Origin of the sequence: Vibrio agarivorans (assembly GCF_030409635.1) — a bacterium.
GTDB lineage: Bacteria > Pseudomonadota > Gammaproteobacteria > Enterobacterales > Vibrionaceae > Vibrio > Vibrio agarivorans.
On the sequence record NZ_JAUFQF010000004.1, the window covers coordinates 1,926,050 to 1,950,326 of the forward strand.

Annotated in this window: 24 protein-coding genes; 22 read left to right on the forward strand and 2 right to left on the reverse strand. The window is 46.9% G+C overall.

Features of this window, described 5'->3' with window-relative positions; genetic code table 11:
• Nucleotides 1–28 precede the first annotated feature (28 nt).
• From flhA to QWZ05_RS17550, 22 genes are all read left to right on the forward strand, one after another.
• Nucleotides 29–2,122 carry a flagellar biosynthesis protein FlhA gene (gene flhA / locus QWZ05_RS17445; protein WP_290299711.1) on the forward strand — a complete coding sequence of 698 codons (2,094 nt, stop codon included), beginning with the start codon at nt 29–31 and terminating at the stop codon, nt 2,120–2,122.
• A gap of 105 nt (nt 2,123–2,227) precedes the next feature.
• Nucleotides 2,228–3,733, forward strand: a complete 1,506-nt coding sequence (gene flhF / locus QWZ05_RS17450) for a flagellar biosynthesis GTPase FlhF (protein ID WP_264877034.1) — start codon at nt 2,228–2,230, stop codon at nt 3,731–3,733.
• Between the two features lie 12 nt (nt 3,734–3,745).
• Nucleotides 3,746–4,633 carry a MinD/ParA family protein gene (locus tag QWZ05_RS17455; RefSeq protein ID WP_264877035.1) on the forward strand — a complete coding sequence of 296 codons (888 nt, stop codon included), beginning with the start codon at nt 3,746–3,748 and terminating at the stop codon, nt 4,631–4,633.
• Nucleotides 4,626–5,360 carry an RNA polymerase sigma factor FliA gene (locus QWZ05_RS17460; RefSeq protein ID WP_264877036.1) on the forward strand — a complete coding sequence of 245 codons (735 nt, stop codon included), beginning with the start codon at nt 4,626–4,628 and terminating at the stop codon, nt 5,358–5,360. Before QWZ05_RS17455 ends, QWZ05_RS17460 begins: the two co-directional genes overlap by 8 nt.
• Before the next feature lie 42 nt (nt 5,361–5,402).
• Nucleotides 5,403–5,771 carry a chemotaxis response regulator CheY gene (gene cheY / locus QWZ05_RS17465; RefSeq protein ID WP_264877634.1) on the forward strand — a complete coding sequence of 123 codons (369 nt, stop codon included), beginning with the start codon at nt 5,403–5,405 and terminating at the stop codon, nt 5,769–5,771.
• Nucleotides 5,772–5,833: 62 nt separating this feature from the next.
• Nucleotides 5,834–6,550: a protein phosphatase CheZ gene (locus QWZ05_RS17470; protein WP_290299716.1), complete on the forward strand. Its 717-nt coding sequence runs from the start codon at nt 5,834–5,836 to the stop codon at nt 6,548–6,550.
• 9 nt (nt 6,551–6,559) lie between these two features.
• Nucleotides 6,560–8,755: a chemotaxis protein CheA gene (locus QWZ05_RS17475; protein WP_290299718.1), complete on the forward strand. Its 2,196-nt coding sequence runs from the start codon at nt 6,560–6,562 to the stop codon at nt 8,753–8,755.
• Between the two features lie 21 nt (nt 8,756–8,776).
• Complete coding sequence (locus QWZ05_RS17480) at nt 8,777–9,892, forward strand: protein-glutamate methylesterase/protein-glutamine glutaminase (RefSeq protein WP_290299720.1); 1,116 nt, start codon at nt 8,777–8,779, stop codon at nt 9,890–9,892.
• A gap of 7 nt (nt 9,893–9,899) precedes the next feature.
• Nucleotides 9,900–10,676, forward strand: coding sequence for a ParA family protein (locus tag QWZ05_RS17485; RefSeq protein ID WP_264877040.1), 777 nt, complete (start codon nt 9,900–9,902; stop codon nt 10,674–10,676).
• Complete coding sequence (locus QWZ05_RS17490) at nt 10,669–11,730, forward strand: chemotaxis protein CheW (protein ID WP_290299721.1); 1,062 nt, start codon at nt 10,669–10,671, stop codon at nt 11,728–11,730. Before QWZ05_RS17485 ends, QWZ05_RS17490 begins: the two co-directional genes overlap by 8 nt.
• A 34-nt stretch (nt 11,731–11,764) precedes the next feature.
• Nucleotides 11,765–12,259 carry a chemotaxis protein CheW gene (locus QWZ05_RS17495; RefSeq protein ID WP_289960867.1) on the forward strand — a complete coding sequence of 165 codons (495 nt, stop codon included), beginning with the start codon at nt 11,765–11,767 and terminating at the stop codon, nt 12,257–12,259.
• A 2-nt stretch (nt 12,260–12,261) separates the two neighbouring features.
• On the forward strand, nt 12,262–12,753 hold the full coding sequence (locus QWZ05_RS17500) for a DUF2802 domain-containing protein (RefSeq protein ID WP_290299722.1): 492 nt from the start codon (nt 12,262–12,264) through the stop codon (nt 12,751–12,753).
• Between the two features lie 180 nt (nt 12,754–12,933).
• Complete coding sequence (gene ccmA, locus QWZ05_RS17505; protein ID WP_290299723.1) at nt 12,934–13,560, forward strand: cytochrome c biogenesis heme-transporting ATPase CcmA; 627 nt, start codon at nt 12,934–12,936, stop codon at nt 13,558–13,560.
• On the forward strand, nt 13,557–14,225 hold the full coding sequence (gene ccmB / locus QWZ05_RS17510) for a heme exporter protein CcmB (RefSeq protein ID WP_264877045.1): 669 nt from the start codon (nt 13,557–13,559) through the stop codon (nt 14,223–14,225). Before ccmA ends, ccmB begins: the two co-directional genes overlap by 4 nt.
• Before the next feature lie 102 nt (nt 14,226–14,327).
• The gene (locus QWZ05_RS17515) at nt 14,328–15,065 is read left to right on the forward strand and encodes a heme ABC transporter permease (RefSeq protein ID WP_264877046.1); all 738 of its coding nucleotides are present in this window, start codon (nt 14,328–14,330) and stop codon (nt 15,063–15,065) included.
• A gap of 9 nt (nt 15,066–15,074) precedes the next feature.
• Nucleotides 15,075–15,281, forward strand: a complete 207-nt coding sequence (gene ccmD, locus QWZ05_RS17520; protein ID WP_290299727.1) for a heme exporter protein CcmD — start codon at nt 15,075–15,077, stop codon at nt 15,279–15,281.
• A 16-nt stretch (nt 15,282–15,297) separates the two neighbouring features.
• On the forward strand, nt 15,298–15,777 hold the full coding sequence (ccmE, locus tag QWZ05_RS17525; protein ID WP_264877048.1) for a cytochrome c maturation protein CcmE: 480 nt from the start codon (nt 15,298–15,300) through the stop codon (nt 15,775–15,777).
• Complete coding sequence (locus QWZ05_RS17530; protein WP_264877049.1) at nt 15,777–17,735, forward strand: heme lyase CcmF/NrfE family subunit; 1,959 nt, start codon at nt 15,777–15,779, stop codon at nt 17,733–17,735. Before ccmE ends, QWZ05_RS17530 begins: the two co-directional genes overlap by 1 nt.
• A 2-nt stretch (nt 17,736–17,737) precedes the next feature.
• Nucleotides 17,738–18,289 carry a DsbE family thiol:disulfide interchange protein gene (locus QWZ05_RS17535; protein ID WP_264877050.1) on the forward strand — a complete coding sequence of 184 codons (552 nt, stop codon included), beginning with the start codon at nt 17,738–17,740 and terminating at the stop codon, nt 18,287–18,289.
• Nucleotides 18,290–18,291: 2 nt separating this feature from the next.
• The gene (locus tag QWZ05_RS17540; protein ID WP_390216861.1) at nt 18,292–18,771 is read left to right on the forward strand and encodes a cytochrome c-type biogenesis protein; all 480 of its coding nucleotides are present in this window, start codon (nt 18,292–18,294) and stop codon (nt 18,769–18,771) included.
• Entirely contained in the window at nt 18,768–19,985 is a 1,218-nt protein-coding gene (gene ccmI, locus QWZ05_RS17545; protein WP_264877052.1) for a c-type cytochrome biogenesis protein CcmI, read from the forward strand. Before QWZ05_RS17540 ends, ccmI begins: the two co-directional genes overlap by 4 nt.
• 90 nt (nt 19,986–20,075) lie before the next feature.
• Nucleotides 20,076–20,822 carry an MlaA family lipoprotein gene (locus QWZ05_RS17550; RefSeq protein WP_290299733.1) on the forward strand — a complete coding sequence of 249 codons (747 nt, stop codon included), beginning with the start codon at nt 20,076–20,078 and terminating at the stop codon, nt 20,820–20,822.
• Between the two features lie 87 nt (nt 20,823–20,909).
• Here the strand turns inward: QWZ05_RS17550 and QWZ05_RS17555 are convergent, their stop codons facing one another.
• Both QWZ05_RS17555 and QWZ05_RS17560 read right to left on the reverse strand, forming a co-directional pair.
• Complete coding sequence (locus tag QWZ05_RS17555) at nt 20,910–22,202, reverse strand: outer membrane protein transport protein (protein ID WP_290299735.1); 1,293 nt, start codon at nt 22,200–22,202, stop codon at nt 20,910–20,912.
• Between the two features lie 302 nt (nt 22,203–22,504).
• Nucleotides 22,505–24,064, reverse strand: coding sequence for a SulP family inorganic anion transporter (locus QWZ05_RS17560; protein WP_290299738.1), 1,560 nt, complete (start codon nt 24,062–24,064; stop codon nt 22,505–22,507).
• Between the last annotated feature and the right edge of the window lie 213 nt (nt 24,065–24,277).

Genomic DNA, 24,277 nt, shown 5'->3' on the forward strand with positions numbered 1-24,277 from the left:
TAGCTAGTTTAGAGTCCGTCACGCTTGTATGAAATTTAGCCTGCCATTTGCGGAGAAGTTACCGCGCATACCAACCCAAGCATTACCTGCTGTTGGCGCACCGATTATGGTGTTAACCACATTGGCAATGATCGTATTGCCAATACCTGCATTCTTGCTCGACCTATTTTTTACCTTCAACATTGCGTTGGCGATGGTGGTGCTGTTGGTGACGGTCTACACTCGTCGACCGCTCGATTTTGCCGCATTTCCTACTGTACTTCTGATTGCCACGCTATTGCGTTTGGCATTGAACGTTGCATCAACACGTGTGGTTTTGTTGCGCGGCCATGAAGGGCCGGGGGCAGCAGGTAATGTGATTGAAGCTTTTGGTAACGTGGTGATCGGGGGTAACTACGCCGTCGGTTTAGTGGTGTTCCTTATCTTGATGATCATTAACTTTATGGTTGTGACCAAGGGTGCAGGGCGTATATCAGAGGTGAGTGCTCGCTTTACCTTGGATGCCTTGCCTGGTAAGCAGATGGCGATAGATGCTGACTTGAATGCGGGGCTCATCGACCAAGAACAAGCGCGTACTCGCCGTTCAGAGGTGACCAAAGAAGCGGACTTTTACGGTTCAATGGATGGTGCTTCTAAGTTCGTCAAAGGGGATGCGATTGCTGGTATTTTGATTCTGATGCTGAACATCGTTGGTGGTTTGATCATCGGCATGATGCAATATGACCTTGGATTTGGTGAAGCGATAGAGATCTATACCTTGCTAACAATTGGTGACGGCTTGGTGGCGCAAATACCTTCTCTCTTGCTGTCTATCGGTGCTGCGATCATGGTAACGCGCCAAAATACCGATGAAGACATGGGTGAGCAGTTGGTGTTCCAAATGTTTGATAACCCAAAGGCGCTCGCGATTACCTCTGGAATCCTGTTTGTCATGGGTATCGTTCCGGGTATGCCTCACTTTGCGTTTTTGCTGCTAGCGGCGCTTTCTGGTGGTTGGGCCTATTGGATTAACAAGAAACATAAACAGCGAAAAGAAGAGCCGAACTTACCCGCAACCAAAGACTCAGAGCCGGCATCACTCAAAGAGTTATCTTGGGATGATGTCCAACCGGTCGATATTATTGGTCTTGAGGTGGGTTATCGTTTGATCCCATTGGTGGACCGTGACCAAGGCGGTGAGTTGTTGGAGCGAGTCAAAGGGGTACGTAAAAAGCTCTCTCAAGATTTTGGTTTTCTCATCCCGGCGGTGCATATTCGTGACAATCTAGAGCTGACGCCTAACAGTTACCGTATCACCTTAATGGGGGTTGCGGTTGGTGAAGCTGAGATTCGTCCTGATCAAGAGTTAGCGATAAACCCTGGACAAGTCTATGGAATGATCGAGGGCGAGCCAACGATTGATCCCGCTTTCGGCTTAGAAGCCACTTGGATTCGTCCAGACCAACAAGAGCATGCTCAAGCACTGGGCTACACTGTCGTAGATTCATCGACGGTACTCGCTACGCATTTGAGTCAGTTGTTGGTCAATAACGCTTCTCAGCTTATCGGTCATGAAGAGGTTCAAAACTTATTGGAGATGTTGGGTCGCAGTGCACCGAAACTGGTAGAGAGCTTCGTGCCTGATCAATTGCCGCTTGGTGTGGTAGTGAAAGTGCTACAGAACTTGCTCAATGAGGCAATTCCGATCCGCGATATTCGAACGATTGTGCAAACCTTGTCAGAGTACTCCGCGAAGAGTCAAGAACCTGACATCTTAACAGCCGCAGTTCGAATCGCTCTAAAACGCTTAATTGTACAAGAAATCAATGGTATAGAGCCGGAGTTGCCGGTGATTACCTTGATACCTGAATTGGAACAAATATTGCATCAAACCATGCAGGCTTCTGGCGGAGAATCTGCCGGAATCGAGCCGGGCCTAGCGGAGCGATTACAAGCGTCGCTGAGTCAAGCAACTCAAGATCAAGAGCTCAAAGGTGAGCCGGCTGTGTTGCTTACCTCGGGCGTACTGCGAGGTACGTTGGCCAAGTTTGTTAAAAATACGATACCAACCTTAAGGGTATTGTCGTATCAAGAAATTCCTGACGAAAAACAGATAAGAATTGTTCAAGCGGTAGGAAACTAAGAATTTTGGCGCCTGTTTTAGGCGCATAAAGTAAACACTATAAGCGTATTTTGGTCGTTGAGTTACTCAGCACTTAAAGTACTCAACGTTAGACGGATATCCATCGTGAAAATCAAACGATTTTTCGCTAAAGACATGAGAACCGCACTTCTTCAAGTAAAAGAAGAACTGGGTGATGATGCTGTCATCATGTCCAACAAGCGAGTTGCTGGTGGTGTAGAAATTGTTGCGGCGATTGACGCCGAGCCAGCGAGCCGAGCTTCATCCAAGCCTGTTCCTGCGCTTCGACAGCAACAATACAGCGCACCAGTCCCTGCACGTAAACCTGAACGTCAGTTAGATGAAGACCGAGTGAGCCTCCAACGCAGCAGCGAAAAAGGTAACTCATCGATGACTCAGCGCTTTGCCAATATGCTCAAGCACTATAAGTCGTCTGAGAACGAGGGCGAGTTACCGCCTTCAGAGAACGAAGACTCATTGACTGCTTTGTTGAAGCGTCAATCGAACTCGCGTGACGGACACGATGACAATGCACCAATTTCAAGGTTTGGTTCTGATGAGTCACGAGAGTCAGACTCTCCGTTATCAAAGCTGCTAGCCGACTCTAGACCAAACAGTCAGGCCAGTCGTATCGCGGCTAAGCTTGACCCGTCACGTTTTGAGCGCCGCCAGCCTGAAAAGGATGTTTCTGCCGAAGAGCTGGAAAATATGCGCGAAGAGATGGCATCGATTCGCCGTCTGTTGGAGCATCAAGTGTCTGGTTTGATGTGGCAAGAAGTCGAACGTCGAGAGCCACTGCGTGCCATGTTGATCAAACGACTGACACGAATGGGTTTGTCGGAAGAGCTATCTGACCAATTAGCTTGTTACATTCCTGAAGACACACCGCCACCAAAAGCGTGGAAGGCTCTGCTTGGGTTAGTCGCTGATCAAATCCCAGTCTCTAATAGTGATATTTTACGCAAAGGTGGCGTGGTCGCTCTGCTTGGGCCAACGGGCGTCGGTAAGACAACCACTATTGCAAAACTGGCAGCACGCGCTGCGATGGAGTACGGTTCGGATAACGTCGCGCTCGTGACCACTGATACTTATCGTATTGGCGCACATGAGCAATTGGCCATTTACGGCAGAATTATGGGGTGTCCTGTAAGAGTTGCTAAAGATTCAGATGAACTGGCCGATGTTATATATCAGCTAAGAAACCGTCGTCTTATATTAGTAGACACTGCGGGTATGGGGCAGCGTGACGTCCGTCTCTCTGAACAACTTGATACATTGATGCAAGAAAGTGGCGAAGTGATTCATAGCTACCTTGTGTTACCGGCGACAGCTCAGCGCAAAGTGTTACAAGAAACTATTGACCACTTTAAGCGCATCCCGTTGTCGGGTTGTATTTTAACTAAGCTAGACGAATCACTTAGCTTGGGTGAGTTTTTAGGTGTGATTGTACAAAATGCGTTACCTGTGGCGTATATCGCCAACGGCCAACGTGTCCCAGAAGATATAGTTCTTGCGCAACCAAAATACATGGTTGCCAAGGCGAATGAGTTACTAGAGAAATCGCGAGAGAATGAACCACACTACTGGAACAGTGATGTGGAGGCACCTTAAGGGGCAAATGTTATGGTAGAAAATATGATACAAGACCAAGCAAGCGGTCTGCGCCGCTTAACCCAGCCTTCACTGACTAAAGTTATCTCTGTTACTGGCGGTAAAGGTGGTGTGGGTAAATCTAACGTCAGTCTAGGTATGGCGATCTGTATGGCTCGTCAGGGTAAAAAAGTCATGGTTCTAGATGCGGATCTAGGACTTGCCAATGTTGATGTGATGCTGGGTATTCGTCCAAAGAGAAATTTGGGCCATGTGTTAGCAGGTGAGTGTGAGCTCAAAGATGCGATTGTTGAAGGTCCTCACGGCATTAGGATTATCCCAGCAACATCCGGCACGCAAAAAATGGCCGAGCTTTCACACTCACAACATGTGGGTCTGATCCGTGCGTTTGGCAGCCTAGAAGATGAAATGGATGTGCTGATCATCGATACCGCTGCGGGTATTTCTGACATGGTGGTGAGCTTTTCAAGAGCCGCACAAGATGTTGTAGTGGTCGTGTGTGATGAGCCGACTTCGATCACCGATGCCTATGCACTGATTAAGCTACTGAGTAAAGACCACCAAGTACAACGTTTTAAAGTGGTTGCAAATATGGTTCGCAGCTACCGCGAAGGCCGAGAATTATTTGCAAAGTTGACGCTCGTCACAGAGAGATTCCTCAATGTGAGTTTAGAGCTAGTGGCATGTATACCGTTAGATGATAAAGTGCGTCAAGCAGTGAAGAAGCAAAAAATCGTGGTTGATGCCTTCCCACGTTCGCCAGCCGCTCTAGCGATGAGCTCATTGGCAAATAAAGCGCTGACTTGGCCATTGCCAAAGTCGCCTACCGGGCATTTAGAGTTTTTTGTGGAACGCTTACTCAATCGCTCAGACATAGTAGGGGAACCGTTCCTTGAATAAAGCGCTTACATACGGTCATATTGCTCACCAAAATAGCCAAAAGGCGTTTTTGGAGAAGTATTCTGCGCTGGTCAAACGAATCGCCCATCACTTGATAGGCCGTCTACCGCCGAGTGTGCAGGTAGACGACCTGATTCAGGCAGGCATGATTGGCTTACTCGAAGCGCAGAAAAACTACGACGGAAGCAAAGGGGCAAGTTTTGAAACTTACGCCGGTATTCGTATTCGTGGAGCAATGCTGGACGACATTAGACGTGGCGATTGGGTGCCACGCTCGGTTCATAGAAACAATCGAGAAATAACCCAAGCAATCGCGACGTTAGAAGGGCAGCTCAACAGAGATCCGTCTGACAGTGAAGTCGCCCAGTTTTTAGAGATGTCATTGGAGCAGTACCATTCGGCTCTGACCGATATCAATTGTTCAAAAATAGTGGGTATTGATGATCTCGGTGTGTCTGATGATGTCATTCACTCAGCAGAGGATGGTGATAATGCACCTTTTCAAGGTGTTGCAGACGAATCTTTTCGCCAAGCGCTAATAGATTCGATAAAATCCCTGCCTGAGCGAGAGGCTCTGGTTCTTTCTTTGTATTACGACGAAGAACTGAACCTAAAAGAAATTGGCGAGGTGATCGGCGTGAGTGAATCACGTGTGAGCCAAATCCTTAGTCAATCTATGCAGCGTTTGCGCTCGAAGCTTCGAGTGTGGACTGACAATGAAAAATAATCACTGACGCTTGAATCAGTGGAGGCAATTTTGAATAAAAACATGAAGATCCTTATTGTTGATGACTTTTCAACAATGCGCCGTATCGTTAAAAACCTACTTCGTGACTTGGGTTTCAGCAATACTCAAGAAGCGGATGATGGTCTAACGGCATTGCCTATGCTCAAGAAAGGCGATTTTGATTTTGTCGTTACCGATTGGAACATGCCTGGCATGCAAGGTATTGACCTGTTGAAGCACATCCGTGCGGACGCTGAGCTAAAACACCTTCCAGTGTTGATGATCACGGCAGAAGCAAAGCGTGAGCAAATCATCGAAGCGGCACAAGCTGGTGTTAACGGCTACATCGTGAAGCCATTCACAGCTGCAACGCTAAAAGAGAAGCTAGACAAAATCTTTGAGCGTTTATAAGCACTCAAACAATAAAATCACAACGTATTTGTATTTAATAACCTAGGCTAGGTCGATTTAGGATGATTTCGTTACAACAAGCGAAAGAGCTCGTCAATTTACTAGAAAACGAGCAACAGCAAGATGCGAATTCGCTGCTTCTTGATATCTATCAAAACAGTGAGAATGCCATTCTAAATGAGATTGGTTTGTTGACTCGTGAGCTGCACGATTCTCTGAAGCAATTCAGCTTAGACCAGCGAATGACTCAAATTGCAAAGGACGAAATACCCGATGCAAAGGACCGCTTACAATATGTCATCCAAAAAACAGAGCTTGCAGCAAACACCACAATGGATGCTGTTGAGCGTTGTATGCCTCTCGCCGATTCACTGAACGGGCACTTGACCGAAGTTCGCCCGCAGTGGAATCAATTGATGCACGGTCGTATTCAACTCAACGAATTTAAGAGCCTTTGTCACAGTATCGATGACTTGTTGACTCGCGTTGAGGGTGACAGCACAGAAGTGCGTAGTCAGTTGACTGAAATTTTGATGGCACAAGACTTCCAAGATTTAACAGGACAGATCATTCGCAGAGTGATCACGTTAGTCAACGAAGTCGAAGGACGTTTAATTGAGATTTTAACGGTATTTAGTGCTTCCAACTTAAACACATCCAACAATGAACAAAAATCATCTCTTGTTGCTGAGGGGCCAATTATTAACCCTGAAGAACGAGAAGATGCCGTTTCATCTCAAGACGAAGTCGATGACCTCCTCTCAAGTCTTGGGTTTTAGGGGTATTTTATGAGTTACGAATTAGACGAAGACATTTTGCAGGATTTCTTGGTTGAAGCCGGAGAAATTCTAGAGCTGCTCTCAGAGCAACTGGTTGAGTTGGAAAACAACCCAGATGATAAAGACTTGCTTAACGCAATCTTCCGTGGCTTCCATACGGTAAAAGGTGGTGCAGGATTTCTGTCACTGACTGAGCTTGTTGACACCTGTCACGGTGCGGAAAACGTTTTTGATATTCTGCGAAATGGTCAACGTAGCGTAACTGCTAGCCTTATGGATACTATGCTGCGTGCATTGGATACAGTAAACGAACAGTTTGCTGCTGTGCAAACTCGTGATCCTCTGCAACCCGCTGATCAAGCACTACTTGATGAACTTCATCGCTTGTGCAAACCAGAGTCTGAAGATGAGGTTGCGCCCGCTGCCCCTACGCCAATTGTTGAGCCTGTTATGGTGGCACCAGAGGCTGTTGCAAGTCCGGTTGACAGCGTGGGTTCTGTTGACGATATCACTCAAGACGAGTTTGAAAAATTGCTTGATGAGCTGCATGGTAAAGGGTCTGCACCAGGCACTAGTGCGCCAACACCGCCGCCAGCACCTGCAGCGCCGGTCTCTGATATGAGTGGTGATATCACTGATGATGAGTTTGAGCGTTTGCTGGACGAACTGCATGGTGCGGGCAAGGGTCCGTCTGTAGATTCTGTCCCGGCGCCAACGCCAGCGGCTCCTGTAGCATCTGCACCGAAATCAGCATCACCAAGTGATGATGATTTGATGACTGATGAAGAATTCGAGAAGTTGTTGGATGAGTTGCACGGCAATGGCAAAGGACCTTCTTTAGAAGAACTGGATATGGCCACCAAACCTGCATCGGCAAATGCCGCTGTAGTAGCGCCTGAACCAACGCCAGTGTCTGCTGCACCTCAAGCAGCACCACAAGCTTCGCCTCAGGCAGCAGCGAAACCGCCAGCACCCGTGGAAAAATCGCCGGCGAAAACAGAAGTCGCTGCGGTCAAGAAGCCTCAAGCTGAAGCCACTGTGCGCGTTGATACCTCAACGCTAGACACTATTATGAACATGGTGGGTGAGCTGGTATTAGTGCGCAACCGCCTATTGAGTCTGGGTCTTAATAGCAACGACGAAGAGATGTCAAAAGCGGTGTCAAACTTAGATGTGGTTACCGCTGACTTGCAGGGCGCGGTGATGAAAACCCGCATGCAGCCAATCAAAAAAGTCTTTGGTCGCTTCCCTCGCGTTGTTCGAGATTTGGCTCGCAGCCTACAAAAAGACATCACGTTAGAGATGCGTGGTGAAGATACCGATCTAGACAAGAATCTGGTGGAAGCACTTGCTGATCCACTCATCCACTTGGTGCGCAATTCGGTCGATCACGGTATTGAAATGCCGGATGTACGCGAAGCGAATGGCAAGTCACGTAACGGCAAGGTTATTCTTTCAGCTGCGCAAGAGGGCGATCATATCCAATTGGCTATCGTTGATGATGGCGGTGGTATGGACCCTGACAAGCTGCGTGGTATCGCGGTAAAACGTGGAATGATGGACGAAGATGCGGCGTCGCGTCTAACTGACAAAGAGTGTTTCAACCTTATCTTTATGCCTGGCTTCTCAAGTAAAGAGAAAATTTCTGATATTTCAGGCCGCGGCGTAGGTATGGACGTGGTTAAAACCGCGATCAATACGCTCAACGGCTCAATCGATATTGATTCAGAAATGGGTAAAGGCACCAAGATTACGATTAAAGTGCCATTGACGCTGGCTATCTTGCCAACACTGATGGTAGGGGTCGCAGGGCATCCATTTGCACTACCACTAGCAAGCGTGAACGAGATCTTCCATTTAGACTTGAGCCGCACAAACGTGGTTGACGGACAGCTGACGATCATCGTACGTGAGAAGTCTATTCCACTGTTCTACTTACAAAACTGGCTTGCTCCGCATGCCGGGGAAGTAGAATTACGCACGGGTCATGGTCATGTGGTTATCGTACAGATTGGTAGCCAGCGCGTTGGTTTTGTAGTTGATACTCTTATTGGTCAAGAAGAAGTCGTTATCAAGCCGCTTGATAACTTGTTACAAGGAACGCCAGGTATGGCAGGTGCGACAATCACCAGTGATGGTCATATTGCACTGATTCTAGATGTGCCAGATTTGCTCAAGCAATATGCAGCAGCATCACGCATCTAATCGAAAAGCCTAAGGAAAAGCATGGCAATTAAAGTACTTGTCGTTGATGATTCGAGCTTCTTTCGTCGACGTGTGAGCGAGATCATCAACTCTGATCCACGATTAGAAGTCATTGATGTGGCAGTCAACGGTCGTGAGGCCGTTGACAAAGCCAAACAACTTAAGCCAGATGTCATCACGATGGACATCGAAATGCCGGTGATGGATGGCATTACTGCCGTGAAACAGATTATGGCAGCCGCACCAACGCCAATTTTGATGTTCTCATCATTAACGCACGATGGCGCGAAAGCAACACTGGATGCGTTGGATGCGGGTGCAGTCGACTTCCTTCCAAAGAAGTTTGAGGATATTGCACGTAATCGTGATGAGGCTGTCTCTTTATTGCAGCAACGTGTGATGCAAATTGCGTCGCGTCGCGCATTCATGCGTCAACCTGTTGTACCGAAGCCTGCTACTGCACCTCAGTCAGCAAGGCCGACGACGCTGACACGTTCTTCCACGTCAACTGCGCCGGCGCAGCGCACACCTGTTGCACAGAGATTCAAAGCCTCAGGTAAGAAGTATCAGTTAACAGCAATTGGTTGTTCAACGGGAGGGCCTGTTGCACTGCAGAATATTCTGACCAAGTTGCCGATGAATTATCCGCATCCGATTTTGCTGATCCAACATATGCCTGCAACGTTTACTAACGCCTTTGCAGCGCGTTTGAATACTTTGTGCAAAATTACGGTCAAAGAAGCGCAAGATGGCGATGTTCTTAAGCCGGGTGTTGCATACCTTGCCCCAGGTGGTAAACAGATGATGATCGATGGTCGTCCGGGCGCAGCACGAATTCGTATTCTGGATGGCGGTGAGCGCATGAACTACAAGCCGTGTGTTGACGTGACATTCGGCAGTGCTTCAAAGATTTACGCTGATAAAGTGCTGTCAATGGTATTGACCGGAATGGGAGCGGATGGCCGAGAAGGCGGCCGCATGCTCAAAGCGGCGGGTTCAACCATTTGGGCGCAAGACGAAGAGAGCTGCGTGGTGTATGGCATGCCACAAGCCGTGGCTAAAGCGGGCATCTCGAGTGAAGATTTACCCCTAGACCGTATCGCAGAACGCATGCTGGTCGAAATAGGAATAGCGTAGAGCAGACATGAAAGTTTGGAGTGTTGCAAACCAAAAAGGTGGGGTAGGTAAAACCACAACGACAATTACGCTTGCTGGCTTATTGGCCAAGCAAGGTAAGCGGGTATTGCTGGTAGATACGGACCCTCATGCATCATTGAGTTCTTATTTAGGTATTGATTCAGATGCGGTTACGAGCAGCTTATTTGACCTATTCCAACTCAAATCTTTGAGTGAGGAAAGCGTTAAGCCTCTCGTGCATTCTACACCGATTGAAGGTATCGATATCGTTCCTGCGCACATGTCCTTGGCAACGCTTGATCGAGTAATGGGCAATCGCAGCGGAATGGGGCTTATCTTAAAAAAAGGTCTTATGGCACTGCGTGGTCATTATGATCATGTCATCATTGATTGCCCGCCTATTTTAGGGGTGATGATGGTCAACGCGCTCGCAGCCAGTGATCGTATCTTGATTCCGGTTCAGACCGAATTCTTGGCAATGAAAGGCCTTGAGCGAATGGTCCGTACACTGAAAATCATGCAGAAGTCACGGACTAAACCGTTCAAGGTGACGATTGTTCCAACCATGTATGACAAGCGCACCAACGCTTCGCTGCAAACACTAACTCAGCTCAAACGTGACTATCCATCGCAAGTATGGAGTTCCGCTATCCCTATCGACACTAAATTCCGAGACGCCAGTTTGAAACATTTACCTGTTTCCCATTTCGCGCCGGGAAGTCGTGGCGTGTTCGCCTATAAGCAGCTATTGCTTCACCTTGAAAGGTTAAGTATCGATGACTGAGGAACACATTCTTTCCGGTGAACAAGCCCTAGATGATTACTTTACCGCTCTGCTGGATGAAACGGAGCTCGATGAGGTGATGTTGGATTCAGTCGATGAGCCTGAAGAAAACCTTGCTAACGAAGCGGAAGTGGATACTATTTTGCCAGAGCCAGAGCCAGAGCCAGAGCCAGAGCCAGAGCCAGAGCCAGAGCCAGAGCCAGAGCCAGAGCGTGCTTCTTTCAGTTTAGCGTCGTCTCGATATGCAGAGCCAGAGTTGCAAGAGGTTGAGTTTGATGAGGCAGACCTATCAGATGTTGAGCGTCTCTTACAGCAACTTAATCAGCACAATACGCAACTTGATATTGATGCGGTAATCGAAGAAACACCACAAATTGAAGATACTGAACAGCTTACGGTTAAAGATACCCTGGAATCAGTCGATAAAGAGTTAGAAGTTCAAGATTGGGAGCTGCCTACATCAGCACCCGAGCTACAAACCGAGCCTATCGAAATAGAAGAAGTGGCTGAAGCAACGGTTGACGATGTTGAAGCTAGCACTGAATGGAATCCAGAGCCTGAAGTAGAAGCGTCTCCAATTGATTTGTGGCAGTCTACGCAAAGGCATGAAGAGTTCCAAGTTCTCTATTTTGAAGTCAACAGTATGACGTTTGCAGTGCCACTGGATGAGTTAGGTGGTATACACAAGATGGGTGAGCTCTCTCATTTGATAGGGCGCCCAGATTGGTATCTTGGGCTAAATACCAATCGAGATAGTCAGTACGATGTGGTCGATACTGCTCGATGGGTAATGGCAGATAAGCTTGTTGATGACAGCTACAAATCTGCTTATGAATATATAGTCATGTTAGGACAAAGCGCTTGGGGGCTTGCAAGCTCTTCGTTAAAAGGAACGGAAGCCTTAGCTCCTAGCATGGTAAATTGGCGCGAGACAGCGGGCAAGCGCCCTTGGCTAGCGGGTATGGTTAAAGAAAAAATGTGTGCACTTGTTCATGTGGCTGAGCTGATAAAAATGCTTGAAGCTGGTCTCGATGTTCAAGCTGTTAATCTATAGAATTGCACTCAACGCTGTAAATAGAGGATAAGGTATGTCTCAAGCGAATGAAATTGAAGTGAGAAAAGATCAAGCCAATGACGAAGTGCTTCAGTGGGTCACTTTTCAGCTAGAGGAAGAGACTTACGGCATCAATGTAATGCAAGTTCGTGAAGTATTGCGCTACACTGAAATTGCCCCAGTGCCGGGCGCGCCAAACTATGTGCTAGGTATTATTAACCTACGTGGCAACGTGGTAACGGTAATCGACACGCGCTCTCGCTTTGGTCTAATGGAAGGTGAAGTGACGGATAATACACGTATTATCGTCATTGAATCTGAGCGCCAAGTGATCGGTATTTTGGTTGATAGCGTGGCTGAAGTGGTTTACTTACGTTCGTCTGAAATTGATACAACACCAAGTGTGGGTACCGATGAAAGTGCCAAGTTCATTCAGGGTGTAAGCAACCGTGAAGGCAACCTATTGATCTTAGTTGATCTAAACAAACTGCTTTCTGAAGAAGAGTGGGATGAGATGGCTCATCTGTAATCATGACTGATTCGTTATTTTCTTTCCCTGTTATTGCAGGCGCGATTATTGTTGTTTTTCTCTGTGCTATCGCAATGACGGCGCGAGTGAGCAAGGCTATTCGCTTACAGTCAGACTATCAACGGCAAAAGAGTCGTAAACTGGAGAAGGAGCTAGAAGCTACTTCTAAGCAACTTCTTGAAGTGCGTTCGGTTGTTATCGGTCTTGGACAGAAAGTGACAGAGCAGCAAGACATTATTCAACATCTTCATGAACGTGTGTTAGAGCTTGAGCAAGCAGACACTGACAGCCGTCTCTATACTAGAGCTACGAAAATGGTTCAGTTGGGCGCAGAGCTTGATGAACTGATTCATGAATGTGAGCTACCAAAAGCGGAAGCCGAATTGATGATGTCTTTACAAAAGAAACTGGCGGGAAGAGAGTCGGTACCACCGCTTGAAAGTAGTCCTGAAGAGCGATTGCGTCAAGGGCGGATTAGACCTACCCGAAAGTAGTATATTTGTAACGAGTTTTGGTTTTTGTCTGTATAACTCTTTGAGCAATTACCAAAATATCAGATACTTAAGGAAGCTTCGGCTTCCTTTTTGTTTTTTAACATTTCTAAGAAGTCCGTCCATCGAGATCAGGTTCGCCTGTGCTACTATAACCGCTCTTAATCGTTGTATAGAAAACTCATGCTAGAAGTAAACCAACTGACTGCAATTCGCGATGAACGCGTGCTGTTTGCCGGCCTTACGTTTAAGGTTTCACCAGGAGAGCTGGTGCAAATAGAAGGTCGTAACGGAACCGGGAAGACGACGCTTTTGCGAATTATTGCCGGGCTAGGCGATAGAGAGGAAGGGATGGTGAGTTGGAATCAATTTGCCGTTGAATCCGATCGCGAAGCTTTTCATCGAGATCTCCTGTTTCTTGGTCATCAGACAGGAGTTAAGCGTGAGTTGACCCCGTACGAAAACTTATCGTTTTATCAGGCCGTTCATGGTGAACGTAACGTCAACAAACAATCTCTCTACCAAGCATTAACCCAAGTGGGCTTGGCCGGGCGTGAAGACGTGCCAGTTGCGCAGCTTTCGGCAGGCCAACAACGTCGTGTTGCACTCGCGCGCTTGTGGCTGACGGATAAACCACTTTGGATCCTTGACGAGCCACTCACTGCGATTGATAAACAAGGTGTGAAAGTACTCGAACAGCTGTTTTTGCAGCATGTGGAAGCCGGGGGTATTGTCATACTCACGACCCATCAGGATATGTTCAAAGATAGCGATAAGCTGAGAAAAATTAAACTTGGAGAGCGCTCATGACCGCTGCCTTTCTCGCTATCATTAAACGAGAGCTATTGATCGCATTTCGACGCCAAGCGGATATTTTCAATCCGCTTTGGTTTTTTATTATCGTGATTACACTGTTCCCACTCAGTATCGGCCCAGAGCCCAACCTTCTTGCAAGAATATCTGCCGGTATTATTTGGGTGGCAGCACTGCTAGCGGCACTGTTGTCACTAGAGCGCTTATTCCGTGATGATTTCCAAGATGGTGCACTTGAGCAGATGATGTTGATGCCTACACCGTTGCCTGTTTTGGTTATAGCCAAAGTGGTTGCACACTGGCTGCTTACCGGGTTGCCGTTGCTTTTAATCAGTCCGTTACTTGGCATCCTGTTGTCGCTGGATTTTGATACATGGCTAGCAGTGGCGTTAACCCTAATTGTTGGTACCCCGACCTTGAGTTTCATAGGGGCAATTGGTGTAGCATTAACGGTTGGATTGCAAAAGGGCGGCGTGTTGCTCAGCCTGTTGGTTTTACCTTTGTATATCCCTGTTTTGATTTTTGCGACATCGGCAATTGATGCGGCATCCCTCGGAGTTGCGTATAACGGTCAGTTAGCGATTTTGCTTGCGATGCTGGTGGGCACGGTCACTTTGACGCCTTTTGCGATCAGTGCCTCATTAAGAGTCAGTGTTAACTAACAGTTTATTTAACTATTTCACTGATAGGTTATTTTGAGCACGTTGTTTGTGCTTTTTATCCTAAAATCAGTGTATTAAGCCTGTAAAGAGTGAGAATAACAAATGTGGAAATGGCTCCATCCCTATGCCAAAGCTGAAACCACCTATCAATTATGCGGAAAATTGCTGCCTTGGTTTGCAATTTTATCTGTGTTAACCCTGTCTATAGGGACAGTGTGGGGACTTGCGTTCGCGCCAGCAGATTATCAGCAAGGGGATAGCTTCAGAATTATTTACATTCACGTTCCGTCGGCAATTTGGTCGATGGGTGTTTATATGTCGATGGCAATCGCAGCCTTTATTGGGCTGGTTTGGCAACTGAAACTGTCTAACATGGCCGCTGCGGCTATGGCACCTATCGGCGCTGTCTATACCTTTATCGCGCTGCTTACTGGTGCTGTTTGGGGTAAACCGATGTGGGGTGCCTGGTGGGTATGGGATGCTCGTTTGACGTCAGAACTGATCCTGCTGTTTTTATATTTGGGTGTAATAGCCCTATACCATGCATTTGATGATCAAAAAACGGCATCGAAAGCGGCAGGTATTTTGGCTATTGTTGGTGTGATCAACCTGCCAATTATTCACTTTTCAGTAGAGTGGTGGAACACCTTGCACCAAGGCGCAACGATTACCAAATTTGCAAAGCCATCAATCTCCAATGATATGTTGTGGCCTCTATTGCTCAATATTTTGGGTTTTGCGTTCTTCTTTGCAACGGTGACCATGATTCGCTTGCGCAACGAAATTATTGATAAAGAGAGCCACCGCCCTTGGGTTGTGGCTTTAGCAACCAAGAAATAGGAGCCCATCATGCACTTTGAATCTATGAGTGATTTTTTCGCAATGGGCGGCTACGCCAGTTATGTATGGAGCGCGTTCGGTATTACGTTTGCGTCCATGATTATTTTGTTAATCATGAGTATTCGTCAAGGCAATGCATTGCTCGGTAATGTCAGTGCCAAGGTTGAGCGTCAAGCCCGTATTGATGCTGCAAAAGATTTAGAAAATACGCTTTAAGTTAGGAGACGGAAAAGTGAACCCAAGACGTAAAAAAAGGCTTGGTGTTATCTCAGCAATATTTGTTGGTATGGCATTGACTGTTGGTCTGGTTATTTACGCCCTGAATCAGAACATGGACCTGTTTTATACACCAACGGAACTGGTGAACGGCAAGGGTGGTGTAAAACCTGAGGTAGGTCAGCGCCTGCGCATCGGGGGTATGGTTGTAGAAGGTTCAGTATCACGCGATCCTAACTCATTGCGAGTAAGCTTCGATCTGCATGATATTGGCCCGAAAGTGACCATCGTTTACGACGGTATTTTGCCTGACTTATTCCGTGAAGGTCAGGGTATTGTTGCTCAGGGCGTATTACTTGATGCCACCACGATTGAAGCATTCGAAGTACTTGCGAAGCATGATGAAGAATACATGCCACCTGAAGTAGCAGAGGCAATGCAGAAAACTCATGAGCCATTGCAGTACACCAAAGATCAAAAACAAGGAAGCTTGTAATGATTGTTGAAGTTGGGCATTTTGCCCTCGTCATTTCATTAGCTTTTGCTGTGTTGTTGAGCGTTTTGCCTTTGATTGGCGCATCACGCAACAGCACAATGCTAATGAATAGTGCACGTCCATTGTCGTGGGGCATGTTTATCATGCTCCTGATCTCTTTCGTAATCCTATGTTGGGCGTTCTATACCAATGACTTCACTGTTCAATATGTGGCGAACAACTCAAATACCAAATTACCGTGGTATTACCGTATTACAGCGGTTTGGGGAGCGCACGAAGGTTCACTGCTGTTATGGGTGTTAATTCAAGCTGCTTGGACTGTCGCCGTTGCCTCATTTAGCCGAGGTATGCCGCAAGAGTCAGTAGCACGGGTATTAGCGATCATGGGATTGATCACGGTAGGTTTCCTACTGTTCATCATCTTAACCTCGAACCCATTTGATCGAACTCTACCCTTCTTCCCTGTTGACGGGCGAGACTTGAACCCACTGTTGCAAGACCCAGGATTGATCGTACACCCTCCGATGCTTTACATGGGCTATGTGGGCTTCTCGGTGGCGTTCTCTTTTGCTATTGCATCTTTAATGACTGGCCGCTTGGATACAGCCTGGGCGCGTTGGTCACGTCCATGGACAACGGCAGCTTGGTTATTCCTAACACTTGGTATCGCACTAGGTTCGTGGTGGGCTTACTATGAGCTTGGCTGGGGTGGCTGGTGGTTCTGGGATCCAGTAGAAAACGCGTCATTCATGCCATGGCTAGCAGGTACTGCGTTAATGCACTCGTTAGCTGTTACAGAAAAACGTGGGACGTTTAAAGCGTGGACCGTACTCCTAGCTATTTTGGCATTTTCATTAAGTCTGTTGGGTACGTTCCTTGTGCGCTCAGGTATCTTGGTATCGGTTCATGCTTTCGCATCCGACCCATCTCGCGGCATGTTTATTCTGGGCTTCTTGGTTGTGGTTATCGGTGGCTCGCTGCTGCTGTTCGCTTTGAAAGGCGCGTCGGTAAGGGTACGTGGCAGCTTCGACCTTGTTTCTCGTGAAAATGCGCTCTTGGCCAACAATATTATCTTGATGGCGGCACTGGTCGTTGTGTTGGTTGGTACACTGCTGCCGCTTGTGCATAAACAGATCGGCTTGGGTTCTGTGTCAATTGGTGCGCCTTTCTTTGATATGCTGTTTGCCTGGTTAATGATGCCGTTTGCCTTTGTTTTAGGTATCGGTCCATTGCTGCGTTGGAAGCGTGACAATCTAGGTAAATTGCTTAAACCTATGGTTGGTTCTGGTGTCGCCTCTATCGTACTCGGTGCGGTATTTGTTGTGCTGTTTGCTGATTTCTTTGACACCATGGCCTACATCGGTTGGATCATGGCGTTGTGGATCATCTTCATGCATAGCTATGAACTCTATCAGCGTGCAACGCATCGTCACCCATTCTTAGAAGGCGTGATGAAACTGCAACGCAGTCATTGGGCGATGATGTTAGGTCATATCGGCCTAGCAGTGAGTGTGATTGGTATTGCAATGGTGCAGAATTACAGTATCGAACGCGATGTGCGTCTTGCTCCGGGTGAGCACTATGAAATTAAGGGATACGATTTCTACTTTAAGCAGTTACGTGATAACGATGGCCCGAACTACGATGGCTATATTGCTGATTTTGAGATCATTCGCGATGGCAAAGTGTTAAATACGCTGCATGCTGAAAAACGTTTCTACAAAACTGCTCGTTCAATGATGACCGAGGCAGCGATTGATCGCGGCATTACCCGTGACTTGTATGTTGCGATGGGTGAACGTCTGGATGATAACGTGTCTTGGGCCGTTCGTCTGTATTACAAGCCATTCGTTCGCTGGATTTGGGCTGGCTCTCTTTTGATGGCGATTGGTGGTGCGGTATCGATCAGCGATAAACGCTATCGCTTCCGTAAAAAGGGCAGCACGCAGGAGGCGTAATTATGAACAAGAAAATTCTATTTATCCCTCTTGCGGCCTTTATGGCGCTTGTCGCGGTGTTCTTCGTTCAGCTAGTAAAGAACGCTGGTGGTGACGATCCGACAAAGCTCGAATCAGTGCTAGTGGGTAAAGTCGTACCTGAATTTCACCTCGAAGACCTTGTCCAAGAGGGTAAGCAGTACGACCAATCTATTTTTGTTGGTGAACCACTGCTACTCAACGTGTGGGCAACCTGGTGTCCTACCTGTTACGCCGAGCATACATTTTTGAATGAGCTGTCGGAAAAAGGGGTTAAGATCATTGGTCTTAACTACAAAGATGACCGAAACAAAGCGATTGGTTGGTTACGTGATTTGGGCAACCCTTACATGATCAGCCTGTTTGATGGCCGTGGCATGCTAGGCCTTGACCTTGGCGTGTATGGTGCGCCAGAAACCTTCCTTATTGATGCTGATGGTGTGATTCGCTATCGCCATGTTGGTGATGTTAACGCACGCAACTGGCAAGAGAAGTTGGAGCCAATGTACCAACAGATGCTCGAGGAGGCTCAATAATGATCCGCAAATGGTTATTTGGTGTTGTAGCCACGCTGATGGTGTCATTCTCTGCCCTTGCGGCGATTCAGGTGTATGAATTTGAAGACCCAAAGCAAGAGGCTCAGTTTAAAGAACTTGGCCACACCTTACGCTGCCCAAAGTGTCAGAACAATACGATCAGCGATTCAAACGCTGAGTTGGCGCAAGATCTTCGCCATAAAGTGTATGAAATGACAAAAGAGGGCAAATCGAAGCAAGAGATTGTTGATTATATGATTGCCCGTTACGGGAATTTTGTGACTTACAATCCGCCTCTCACTCCAGCGACGGCTATTTTGTGGGTTGGCCCGTTTGCTGTTATTGCTTTAGGGCTGTTTTTGATGGTGATGAGAAGTCGTAAGAAGCCAGCAAAAGCAACAAACAAGTCAGACTGGGACGAAGACAAAGAAGCACGTTTAAAAGCGTTACTTGAAGAAGAGAACAACGGAGATAAATCATGACGTTATTTTGGGTAGCTTCGGTTGTTCTACTCGTCTTTTCCACATTGCTGGTCATTTTGCCTGCGATTAACCGCAAGAAAAACCAAGACGAAGCATTACGAGATGAGCTTAATAAGGCGTTTTATAAAGACCGCTTAGCCGAGCTTGAAGAGGAAACCGATGAGGGTCTTGTTGACAACCAAAATGAGTTAATCGCCGACCTGAAACAGTCTCTACTTGATGATATTCCTGGTGATGCTCAAGAGCAAAAGAGTCAAGACATTAACCCTTGGGCCGTGTTTGTTCCTTCAGTGATTGTCCTGCTTGTCATCAGCTTTGGTGTCTACTACAAGTTTGGCGCTGCACAACAGGTGAAAGAGTGGCAAGAGGTGACAGCGAACCTGCCAGAACTATCGAGAAAGTTGATGGCGCCAGAAGGTGTGCAGCTCACTGATGACGAAATGCGCGATCTTACGTTAGCTTTGCGCACTCGCTTACACTATCAGCCAGATGACTCGACGGGATGGTTACTGCTTGGTCGAATCGGCCTAGCAAATCGTGATGTAGAAACCTCAATCGGGGCAATGAAGAAAGCGTTTCGTTTAGAGCCAGATAACGATGACGTTAAACTCGGTTATGCTCAAGCACTGATGTTATCTCAAGACGACATGGACCAAGAGACAGCGCGTGTTCTACTCGCTGAATTGATGCAGCAAGAGTATGTTGATTTGCGTGTTGTGTCTCTGATGGCTTTTGATGCTTTTGAGCGTCAAGATTTCCCATCAGCGATTAAGTATTGGCGCATTATGCAGCAGATGATTGGCCCTGATGATCATCGCTACGAAATGCTTGAGCGTAGTATCGAAAGCGCAGCGATTCAGATGGGTGACAATGTTGCACCGGGTAGAACCGTCGCCGTTACGATTTCCGTGGCCGAAAATGTACAAATTGACCCGAATGCACAAATCATTGTTTCGGTGCATCCAGCCGACGGCTCTGCAATGCCCGTTGCGGCTGCTCGCTATCCGCTCGGGGCGTTTCCTCGCACCGTCGTGTTAGACGATGGCAACAGCATGATGGAAGCGCGCAAGCTCACTGACCTTGAACAACTGATGGTACGTGTACGTATTGACGCTGATGGCAATGTCGGAACTCGAGATGGAGATTGGTTTGGTGAAAGCCAAGTCGTCGACTTTGGCGAGCCGGTTGAAGTCGAAATCAGCCAACAATATTAAAGTTAGGAACGCGCTCAATTGAGCGCGTTTTTTTATTTCCTTTATCTTATACCACCTATACTTATTCCATAACCACGCTAGGAAGCCGATATGGAATTAAAGACATCTGCAGTAATATCGACTCTGCTTTTATCCTTTCTACTCACCGCATGTAGCTCAACACCACAATCTGACTCTGCGGATGTGAACGACCCGCTAGAGGGGTTCAACCGAGTGATGTGGGAGATTAATTATGACTACCTCGATCCCTATTTTGTTCGTCCAGTCTCACTAGGCTATGTAAATTATGTACCCACACCTGTGCGTAGCGGTATCGCCAACTTTCTCGCCAATCTGGATGAGCCACACAGCATGATCAACAACTTGTTAATGGGAAACGGCGAAAAGGCGGTGACGCACTTTACACGCTTTTTTATTAACACAACGCTAGGTATTGGTGGGCTATTTGATATCGCCTCAGAGGCCGATATCACAAAATATGAAGAGAAGACTTTGGGTGATGCAGTCGGTCACTATGGCGTTGGTAATGGTCCCTATGTGATGGTACCCGCTTATGGCCCATGGACATTGCGTGAAACCTTCGATTTTGCCGATGGATTTTATGTACCTTTGTCATATCTAAACTTCTGGGCGGGGCTCGGAAAGTGGGCACTTGAAGGCATGGAAACTCGTGCAGCGTTAGTATCGCAGGAAGCGACGCTAGAGCGCTCTCCTGACCCTTATTCACTCACTCGCGATGTTTACCTGCAGCGCAGAGATTATACTGCGGAAATTGAGCGCACACAGGTGGGTGAGTTGGATGAAGACGAATTGGATGGGTATTTGGATGAGTTTTGAGAGTGGGGAAGGGTGAAAAGAAGGAAGAAGGGTAGAGGTTGAAGGGGGAAGAAGAGGAGCCTTTGGCTCCCCTGTCGATTTTATGGCTTAGAAGGTGTAGTTGGCTTGAACGCCAAGTAGCCATACGTTACCTGTTGTTGTGCCTGAAAATGACCCACCAATTAACGCAGATTCCCAATCAGACGTACCTTCGCGAGGTTCATTAACATCAGCATCCTTGGCAAAAATATAAGTGAAACCACCATCAAGAGTAAATTGAGAAGTAAAGTCATAGCTCGCACCAAAACTTAACCATGTACGATCAGTTTCCGGAATAGTGATTGTACGGTAGTCATCACTAACAGCAGAAGTATCATAGGCAGCGCCAGTGCGTAACACTAGCTTTTCATTAAGTTGGTAAGTCGCGCCGACTGCAAAGCGGTAGTTATCCTTCCAGTTTTCATCTTTAACGGTTGTAGTACCGTAAGTATCTAAGTTTGCTTCAAGCTTTTCAAACGAGCTCCAATTAGTCCAGTTGAAGCTTGCGTGGATTGCCCAGTCATTACTGAGCTGGTGAAAACTCGCAATTTCTAAAGTTGCAGGAAGCGGCAATTCCATTGAACCAGTGTCGGTTAGCACACTCTTGGATTCGGGGTCGAATATCTTTGCATCACCCTCGAGTTTTAGATTTACTTCTGACTTATAGGCGATGCCAAGACGGTTGCTATCGTTAATTTGCCATGCAGCACCAAGCTGCCAACCCCAGTCTGTAGTATCACCTTCCATGTATTTTAAAGGCGTGCCTGCTGGGATACCTATTACATTCTCTGTGGGCGCTGTAGCACCAAAGTGCCCTTCGGCGATAATATAACGTAAGCCACCACCAATACTTAGACGTTCGTTAATCTGATAGCCCAAGTTAGCATTTAGCTCCATTGTTGTTACTGCTGCTTCATTGCCAAAATGAGAAGCTGTAAAATCCTTCCCAAGGTTTGTTTCCATACCGTAGTTGGTACCAGCAGCAAAGCCAGCAAATAACTGCTCATTGATTTGATGGCTAATGTAAAAATTAGGTATTACAGCACTATCTGCAAAATCATGTGCGTTTGCCTGCTCAGACTCACCATTCCAGTATTGTTTTACTTCACCATTGATATCTATATTGGGATCAACATAAATCGCACCTACAGAGACTTGTGTGCCCTTCAAGTAGGTCAACATTGCAGGGTTACGCCATTGTGCGCTGGCATTGTCGGCCATCGCTGCTTCACCAGCGTACGCACGGCCAAGGCCTGTCGCTGAATATTCAGCTAGCTGAAAACCAGCGGCAGTGGTTGCTGTAGAGAAAAGACCAAGAGTTGAAAGCAGAGAAGTTGCTAATAGAGTGCGTTTTAGATTCATTGAATTGTTCGCTGAAATTCCGTTTGTTTGTGACGGGGATCATATAGCTAGAGCTTTTGCTTTAATAAGGAAATGTAACCAAATGTCATCTTTTAGTGCTTATGACCGCCAGGGTTGTGATTGGTAGTGATTAATGCTGATATGTGGCTGGGTTTTTGCTGATTTAGGTGAACAGGTGTAGGGTGAATGGTATTGATTCCATTACATGTGTACGCTGAATATTTCCAAATATCGAGTAGGATAGATAAAAAAATGGCTTACTTTATCAAGTAAGCCATTAATTGTTTGATGTTTTTATCTAATTATCCAGCTAATACATCGGTAGCAACTTTGTAGCTTGGATCTTCTTTTACGTTAATCTCAACCAGGCTACCTGCTTTATCCAATAGCTTGCGACAATCAGGACTTAGATGACGAAGGTGAAGTGTCTTACCGACATTAGAGTAACGCTCTGCAATCGTCTCAATAGCTTCGATAGCAGAGTGGTCCGCTACGCGTGAATTAGCAAAATCGACAATCACATCTTGCGGATCATTTTGTGAATCAAACAACTCTAAGAAGTTAGCGGCAGAACCGAAGAAGATTGGGCCGTTTACTTTGTAAACCTTTGAGCCTTCTTCATTGATCTCGCTGCTCGCGTAAATGTGCTTTGCGTGCTCCCAAGCGAACATTAGAGCAGAAACCACAACACCGACAGCAACTGCAACTGCAAGGTCTGTTAGTACAGTCACGACAGTCACGAGAACAATCACAAAGAAGTCCTGCTTGGGTACGCGGCGAGCCAGTTTAAACGTGGCCCACTCGAAGGTGCCGATAACAACCATAAACATCACACCAACCAGTGCGGCTAGTGGAATCATCTCAATAAGTGAAGAGGCGAACAGAATGAAGACCAATAGCATGACAGCGGCAACGATACCCGACAGACGGCCGCGGCCTCCTGAGTTTACGTTGATCATTGACTGACCAATCATGGCACAACCACCCATGGCACCGAAGACTGAGCAGGTTACGTTAGCAAGACCTTGACCGACACACTCGCGGTTAGATTGACCGCGAGTATTGGTCATTTCATCCAATACAGTCAGCGTCAGTAGAGATTCAATGAGACCAATCGCTGCAAGAATGATTGCATAAGGCAGGATGATCTGTAGTGTCTCAAGGTTAAATGGAACCGCAGGGATAGAGAATGTTGGTAGTGTGCCTTCGAGCGTCGCGTCTGGATTACCAGACATGGTACGCAGGAAATCAACCACAGTGTTTGTCTCTAGGTCTAAACCCACCACAATCAGTGTCACGGTTAAGATTGCCACCAGTGAAGACGGTACAGCGGTCGTTAGCTTAGGCAGAAAGTGAATGATTGCCATGGTCAGAGCGACGAGACCAAGCATCAACATCATTTCACCTTGTGGTAGCCAAGTAAGAACGCCATTAACATCGGGTGTTTTAAACTGACCTAACTGGGCTAAGAAGATAACGATAGCAAGACCGTTTACAAAGCCAATCATCACTGGGTGTGGCACCATTCGGATGAACTTTCCAAGCTTGAATATTCCGGCAAGGATCTGAATTAAACCAGCAAATAGCACCGCAGCGAAAAGGTATTGAACGCCATGTGTCGCAACGAGGCTAACCATAACGACGGCCATAGCACCAGTAGCACCTGAAATCATACCAGGGCGTCCACCGAACACTGAAGTGACGAGACCAACAACAAAGGCAGCATATAGGCCAACCATAGGGTCTACACCAGCGACAAAAGCAAACGCAACCGCTTCTGGGACGAGGGCGAGCGCCACAGTCAAACCAGAGAGCACATCGTTTTTAACGGAATGCTGAGAAAACTTTGGGAACTCAAACATAGTGATAATTAATCCCTAATTATAAATATCGCCTCGATAAAGAGGTGATGAGCAGCGCAACTTAGTCACAAATCAGTGTGCGCTGAGAAAGTGTAAGATAATGTGACAAATAGAAAGTGATGCGAATGCTAACGGAAAGTGTGATGAAGTTCAATTGCTAACCAATAATTGACATTAGTGTTTAATCTACAGATAACAAAATGCCCGCTATAA